Here is a 6,385-nt window from a genome sequence, read left to right as displayed (position 1 = left end):
TTAAAGCAGTTTTTTTCTGATTTTAGGGTTTCCTCGGTTTACCGTACAAAACCCATGTATGTCGAAAATCAGCCGGATTTTTATAATATGGCAGTTTCCGGCGATACTGAACTTTCTCCTCACGACCTTCTCTCAAAGATTCACGAAATAGAAGCAAAATTCGGTAGAAACAGAGATTATGAAATTCGAAACGGCGAGCGGAGTCTTGACATTGATATTGAACTTTATGGAAATGAAGAAATTCATTTTATTGATAAAGAAAATCAAATGAATAATCTTGAAATTCCGCATCCGCGTATTTCTGAAAGGGCATTTGTCTTAATTCCTCTTCTTGAAGTTTTTCCAAAAGATGCCGATATAAAAAAGAGGGCTTTTTATGAAAAAGCTCTCGAAAAAACAGGCAGTCAGGGGGCAGTAAAGTATGGAAGAACAGGCAGTTTCACAGACAATTATTGAAAAAGACGAAGAAGAATCGTTAAAAACTAAAAGAAAATATACTGTCGGTGAATTTGACGGACCTCTTGATTTACTGTGGGCTTTAATTCGTGACAATAAAATCAATATTTATGACATTCCGATTGCACAGATTACTGAACAGTTTCTTGAATATCTGGATTATGCATCTTCATTTGAATTAAGTGATTTATCTGAGTTTTACAGCATGGCAGCCCGGCTTATTTATATAAAATCCAGGATGATGCTCCCTGTTGAAGTAAAAATTGATGATGATCTGGATTTTGATGATCCTCGGGAAGAACTTGTAGACAGGCTTATCGAATATCAGAAATTTAAGAAACTTTCTGATCTTATTGAAGAAAAACAGGACGAAAGTGAATGGAATTTTGAGCGAAATAAAATTCAGCGGGTCCTTCCTTTTGAAGAAAAAGATTTATGGGAACGCGTGGATACCTGGGATCTTCTTGAACAGATGCAGAAAATCTTTAAAACTCTTATGAGTCAGTATACAGATCAGAAAATCCTTGATATTACTGAAGAAATTTCTGTTAATGAAAAAATTACATTGATGAATGAACTGCTTGAAAAGAAAAGTGAATGTATGTTTACAGATCTGCTTGTACGTAAAGGAAACATTCTTGATGTAATCTGTGCTTTTATGGCGATACTGGAAGCTGTTAAGTTTAAAATGGCTGCAATTTATCAGAACCGAATGTTCGGTGATATAAAGATTTGCAGATACGAAGCTGCGTAGAGATTTTATAATTGTGAATGATATTGAAAATCTTGAAAAAATAATTTTTCGAATTTTTTCTCTTCACAAAAAAATCCGCAATAAATCCAATACAAACTCCTGTATTTCTCCGCTGAATGTAGAAAATCCCAATCTCTTTGCAAAAAATTTTATTCAGAGACTTGAACGGCTAGCCGGAAAATTTGCAGTGGAGCCGGCTGTCTTAAACGATATTGCTGAGCGTGTAAAAAATATCGGGGAAGCGAGGAATTCCGGCTGGGCAGGTCCTTATTCAGAACTTGTGGCACTTGATTTTTATTCTCAGTTTTCTGAATTTTTTGCTCTTTCTTTTATAAATCAGCTTCCGATTAAAAATCATCCAAAATCTATTCCTGCCATAAACGGTCAGAAAGAAATTATCGACATTGATTTGTGTCTTCATCTAAGGCATGACAGAGTTTTTACAGATGTAAAAAGCTTTAACTGTATCCATCAGAATATTCTGGATGAAGTAATTGATGTTGTTGAAGAGTATTCACTGGTTACCCTCGGAAAAAGCGTAATGATAGCCGTGGATAACCTTTCAAGTATTGATTACACCGAAGTAAAAAGCCATCTAGGTTTTGAAAAACGTAAAATTTATTACGAACTTACGAATGCAGTTTCTGAAAATAAGCGGATTTTGCATTATGAATCAAAAGCCGGTATTATTTTTACTTTCAGAATCGAATATTCCGATACAATCAGCACCGTAAAGGAATATTCTCCTTTTGCAATGGCAGAAGCCTACAAGTATAAATTCTTAGATTATGCTTCAAAGCTTCTTGATAACGAATATTCTGTAATTACAATGGTCAGAAATCCGTGGTTTAATGAGGAAACCGTTGATTTCGGGGATTTTAACAATCTTTTTTACCGCTCGCTTGCCCGCCGAACTTTTATAGAACTTAACCGCATGAGTGAAAGTGCTTCTATGTTTACTCCTAGCTGCACAAATCCAAAAATCCGCGTTAAAGACGTTGCAAAAAATCTGGCAGGAATAATCTTCATTGATGATGAAAGTTCTTCACAGTCCGAAGAAGCAAAACTTTATTCGGCATATTTTTACCTTAACCCGAATTACAAAAACAAAATCCCGCTTACAATCCGAAAATTAGAAAAATATTTCCGGAATGAGCGGGAAAGCCAGATAAAAGACTTTGATGACTTTAAGTGGGATAATTACTAAACAAAAAAATGCGGTGTGAACTATAAATTCCCTTTTTCTTTCTGCTGTTTTTCCCACTCAGATTTTTCTACATACTCTACCACAACTTTGCCGTCTTTTTCGTTGAGGCTTGTCATGGCATATTTGTCATAGTTCTGGACGAGCCAGTTATCGTAGTCCGTCCAGTTGTTAAATGATTCAGTCATAAAGCAATTTTACTGTAAGATAGCGCCTTTGTCAGCCGAAGAAACAAGTTTTGCGTAACGTGCAAGGTAGCCTGTTTTTACTTTTGGCTCTGGAGCTTTCCATGCGGCACGTCTTTTTGCAAGTTCTTCGTCTGATACATCGAGGTGAATCTTGTAGTTGTTGATGTCGAGGGTGATTTTATCTCCTTCTTCAACGAGGGCAATAGGACCTCCGACAGCAGCTTCCGGCGAGCAGTGACCGAGTGAAGCTCCTCGGGTTGCTCCAGAAAAACGTCCGTCAGTAATGAGTGCTACCTGTTTGTCTAAGCCCTGACCTGCAAGTGCTGCAGTTACAGCAAGCATTTCGCGCATACCAGGACCGCCTTTCGGGCCTTCATAGCGGATTACAACAACATCGCCTGCTTTAATCTGAGCTTTCTGAACGGCTTCCATTGCTTCTGATTCGTCGTTGAAAACTCGGGCAGGGCCAGTGTGGAGCATAAGTTCTTTTGCACAGGCTGAGCGTTTTACTACAGTTCCGTTCGGAGCAAGGTTTCCGAACAGAATTGCAATTCCGCCGTTGTCGCTGAACGGATTTTCGATTGGACGCAAAATTTCAGGATTGCGGTTTCTTACGCCCTTAATATTTTCTGCGATTGTCTTTCCTGTTGCTGTAATAAGATTTGTGTTGATAAGATTCTTTTTTGCAAGCTCTGCAAGGACTGCCTGAACACCGCCTGCATCATCAAGCTCGCACATGAAAGTGTGACCGGCTGGAGCCAAGTGGCAGAGGTTTGGAGTACGGTTAGAGATTTCGTTTACTTCGTGCAAATCAAGCTCAAGACCTGCTTCATGCATGATTGCAGGAACGTGAAGCATTGTGTTACTAGAGCATCCGAGCGCCATATCAGCGGCAAGAGCGTTCTTAAAGTTTTCGGCAGTCATCATCTGTCTTGCAGTGATTCCGCGCTTGTACATTTCCATTACCTGCATGCCGGCATGTTTTGCAAGCTGAATGCGGCGGCCTGTAACAGCAGGGATTGTGCCGTTTCCAGGTAAGCCGAGACCTAAAACTTCTGTAAGACAGTTCATTGAGTTTGCAGTGAACATTCCAGAACAAGCACCGCAGCCAGGGCAGGCATAGTTTTCCATTTCGCAAAGCTGCTCTTCTGTAACTTTACCTACAGCAAGTCCTCCGACAGCTTCGAACATATCTGTTAAAGAAAGGTTTTTGCCTGAATATGGATTTGAAGAATCATGACCAGGAAGATGACCTGGCATCATTGGACCGCCTGAAACGAATACTGTCGGCAAGTCGAGGCGGGCTGCTGCCATGAGCATACCCGGAACGATTTTGTCGCAGTTTGGAATCATTACAAGAGCGTCAAACTGATGTGCTTTTGCAACACATTCTACTGAATCGGCGATAAGCTCGCGTGTTACAAGACTGTATTTCATGCCTTCGTGTCCCATTGCAATTCCGTCACAGACGCCGATTGCAGGAAATTCTACTGGAGTGCCGCCAGCCATGCGAACGCCTGCCTTTACAGCTTCTGCAATGCGGTCAAGTTCAATGTGCCCCGGAATAAGTTCGTTTTTTGCACAGATAATTCCGACCATCGGCTGTTTTAATTCTTCTTCAGTGTAGCCGGAAGCAAAGAAAAGCGAACGGTGCGGAGCACGGGCTGTTCCCACGATTGCGTTATCAGATTTTTTAGTATTTGCCATTTGTGTACCTCAATTAGAAATAATTCAATGATATTATAGGGGGAAAGTTATTATTGCGTAAAGTGAAATATTTGAAATGAGTTGATGATTTATTTGCAATTACAGCAATTTAATCATATTGTCTGCAGTTTCAAAAAATGCTGCTTCACATATATCAGAAAATTTTTCTTTCAAATTGAGCAGGTTTTCCAAAAGTTCTTCTTTCGTATTTCCGCACACAATTACCTCACAGTATCCCTGCTCGCGGATCTGCTTTGCTGCTTTATTTTCAATCTGATTAACGAATGCGACGCAGGAAAGTGATTTTAACTCAAAAAGACGTTTTTCTGAAAGAATAGGAAATTTTATGTTAACTGAAAACTGAAAGTTTAATATCTGAGTGCTCTGTGAAGAATTTATTAAAGTATTAAAAATCATTTTGCTCAAAGGAAGCCCCGCACTTGATGCATAAGTTGTACTCATTCCTGAAAGACGCGGATTTATTTCGATTACAAACCATTTTTTACCGTCAAACACAAGATCCACCTGCGCGATTCCGTTGAGCCTGAGGCTGTTTGCCATCTTCAAAAGCATTTCGTTCAGTTCGCTGATTCTGTATTTTTTTGAACTTTCTTCATCACATCCAAAAGGACCTGCTTTTACTGACTGTTTTGGACTTGTAATTCCGTACTGATTAACGCTGAACTTAAACGGCGGCAAAATTGTGTAATTTCCGCTGCCTGTTTTTTCGTCAAAAGTGCCGTAAATTTCGCATCCGAACTGCTCTCCTGAAATCATTTCTTCGATTGTTCTGTCAGAAGTTGTTTTCTTTGATCGCAAAATTCCAACGGCTTCATCGTAAGAATTGACTACATCTGCTCCGAAAGAGCTTAAACCTGTGGTATCTTTGATAATCAGCGGAAAATTCAGCTTTTTTATTTCATGAAATACTGCCTGTGTATAGACGTTTTCTGTAAGTTCCCGCCTGTTTCCGGCATTTATGTAAAGTTCATGGTTTAAGTGAACGGTTTTAGCGCAGTTTATGCCTGTTTTTTCTAAGAATTCATGAGTCCGCCATTTGTCAAAGCAGATTAAACCTGTTTCTACCGTATGGCAGATTGTTTTGATTCCAGAATCACGCAGAAAGTCTGCCACCATGGCATCTTTTACGGTAAGCCAGTCGTAGGGCATTACGTAAAACGAAAGGGCTGCAGCTAAATCCGGCTTTAATTCAGAAAGTTCCATGGCGATTTCTTTTTCTTTTTCAGAATGAATAATGTGATATTCAATTTTCTGTGATTTTTGTGCAATTTCATTTTCCTGTAAATCAAGCAGAAACATTCCTGGAAGCTGAGTTGCGATTATAAACTGATGTTCAGGATGATTTTCTGCAAGGCTTTCCCACTGTTCTTTCCATGAGGGAAGGGTGTTTGTTTTAATTGCTTTACCGTCGTATGTATTGGAACTTGTTGAATAGAAGAGAATACGCATGGAAAAAGAATATCAGAAATCTTCCTCTTTTAGAATAACAGAATGTACAGTAATGTCCAATTTAAGGACTGTTTTATACTTTTATTTATGATAAGATAATTCAGGTTATTTTGAGTGTATTATTCGCTTAAAACAGAATAATGAAAAATCAAGTTTTACGTGATGCCCGCCGCTTCTTTCTGGTTTTGCTTGGAGGCGTGCTGATGGCGGTAAATATTAATACCTTCGTTACTTCTGCAGAGCTTTTTCCGGGCGGCTTTGCGGGCGTTACCCTTCTTATTCAGGAAATTTTTCTTGAATTCTGGGGAATTTCTCTTCCATACTCGCTTATTGTTTATTCCTTTAATATTGTTCCGGTCATAATCGGCTTTAAGTTCATAGGGAAAAAATTTACATTGTATTCCGTTGTAATGATTGTCGTTTCCGGTCTGCTTACTGATTTTTTACCCAAATACAACCTTACGGACGATGCAATTCTTTGTGCTGTCTTTGGAGGAATTATTAACGCTGCTGCTGTTTCCTGCTGTCTTTTTGCCGACAGTTCTTCCGGTGGAACTGATTTTATTGCAATTTTTATTTCTGAAAAGACCGGAAAATCTGCGTGGA

At 39.2% G+C, this 6,385-nt stretch carries 7 protein-coding genes; 4 read left to right on the top strand and 3 right to left on the bottom strand.

Features of this window, described 5'->3' with window-relative positions:
- The 3 genes from folK to ACKI5B_RS09840 form a co-directional block, all read left to right on the top strand.
- Window positions 1-456 (top strand): 2-amino-4-hydroxy-6-hydroxymethyldihydropteridine diphosphokinase (gene folK / locus ACKI5B_RS09850; RefSeq protein WP_407428258.1); only part of this gene is annotated, 456 nt, incomplete at its 5' end.
- On the top strand, window positions 422-1,210 hold the full coding sequence (locus ACKI5B_RS09845; RefSeq protein ID WP_407428256.1) for a segregation and condensation protein A: 789 nt from the start codon (window positions 422-424) through the stop codon (window positions 1,208-1,210). The genes folK and ACKI5B_RS09845, both read left to right, overlap by 35 nt.
- A gap of 13 nt (window positions 1,211-1,223) precedes the next feature.
- On the top strand, window positions 1,224-2,417 hold the full coding sequence (locus ACKI5B_RS09840; protein ID WP_407428254.1) for a hypothetical protein: 1,194 nt from the start codon (window positions 1,224-1,226) through the stop codon (window positions 2,415-2,417).
- Window positions 2,418-2,437: 20 nt separating this feature from the next.
- Here the strand turns inward: ACKI5B_RS09840 and ACKI5B_RS09835 are convergent, their stop codons facing one another.
- From ACKI5B_RS09835 to ACKI5B_RS09825, 3 genes are all read right to left on the bottom strand, one after another.
- Window positions 2,438-2,602, bottom strand: a complete 165-nt coding sequence (locus tag ACKI5B_RS09835) for a hypothetical protein (RefSeq protein WP_407428252.1) — start codon at window positions 2,600-2,602, stop codon at window positions 2,438-2,440.
- A gap of 9 nt (window positions 2,603-2,611) precedes the next feature.
- On the bottom strand, window positions 2,612-4,309 hold the full coding sequence (gene ilvD / locus ACKI5B_RS09830) for a dihydroxy-acid dehydratase (RefSeq protein WP_407428250.1): 1,698 nt from the start codon (window positions 4,307-4,309) through the stop codon (window positions 2,612-2,614).
- Between the two features lie 99 nt (window positions 4,310-4,408).
- Window positions 4,409-5,779, bottom strand: a complete 1,371-nt coding sequence (locus tag ACKI5B_RS09825) for an ATP-grasp domain-containing protein (protein ID WP_407428248.1) — start codon at window positions 5,777-5,779, stop codon at window positions 4,409-4,411.
- Between the two features lie 140 nt (window positions 5,780-5,919).
- Between ACKI5B_RS09825 and ACKI5B_RS09820 the strand changes: the two genes are divergently transcribed.
- A partial coding sequence (locus ACKI5B_RS09820; protein ID WP_407428246.1) for a YitT family protein occupies window positions 5,920-6,385 on the top strand: 466 nt, incomplete at its 3' end.

Origin of the sequence: Treponema sp. (assembly GCF_045657965.1) — a bacterium.
Taxonomy (GTDB): domain Bacteria; phylum Spirochaetota; class Spirochaetia; order Treponematales; family Treponemataceae; genus Treponema_D.
This window is presented reverse-complemented; position numbering and strand designations above follow the sequence as displayed.

Bases quoted from the DNA above. Each gene is read 5' to 3' on its own strand.
- ACKI5B_RS09835 (WP_407428252.1), bottom strand. From the start codon at position 2,602: ATGACTGAATCATTTAACAACTGGACGGACTACGATAACTGGCTCGTC.
- ACKI5B_RS09845 (WP_407428256.1), top strand. From the start codon at position 422: ATGGAAGAACAGGCAGTTTCACAGACAATTATTGAAAAAGACGAAGAA.
- ilvD (WP_407428250.1), bottom strand. From the start codon at position 4,309: ATGGCAAATACTAAAAAATCTGATAACGCAATCGTGGGAACAGCCCGT.
- ACKI5B_RS09825 (WP_407428248.1), bottom strand. From the start codon at position 5,779: ATGCGTATTCTCTTCTATTCAACAAGTTCCAATACATACGACGGTAAA.